Raw genomic sequence first — 321 nt, forward strand, 5'->3', positions numbered from 1 at the left:
CCTCCCCCAGACAGCTGGATGCCGTCGTTGATGGCGTTGTTGTGTTTGTACGGTACAGATTTCCCTTTTAAAGTCACATCAAATGGAGCGTAAACTGTTGCACCGTCAGAACACTCGATGTCCAGACCCAGATGTTTACGCTTCCCACCATCACGTGAGGCTCCATAGTTGCCGCAGCCGTATTTGGTGTCGCAGCCTCGCTTTCTGTTTGATGGGTTTCCACTGCAGAGCTGCCCAAACTTCACTTGAGCAGTTGCAGTCTGCAGAACACACAGCACTGCACAGATCAGAAGGATGGAGAGTTTCATCGTCGGCTCTTTT

General features: G+C 51.1%; 1 protein-coding gene. It reads right to left on the reverse strand.

Annotated elements, in window-relative coordinates; all coding sequences use genetic code 11:
- A partial coding sequence (locus GFJ41_RS18590; RefSeq protein ID WP_206001637.1) for a M23 family metallopeptidase occupies positions 1 to 321 on the reverse strand: 321 nt, incomplete at both ends.

The organism is Paraclostridium dentum (genome assembly GCF_012922555.1).
GTDB classification, from domain to species: Bacteria; Bacillota; Clostridia; order Peptostreptococcales; family Peptostreptococcaceae; genus Paraclostridium; species Paraclostridium dentum.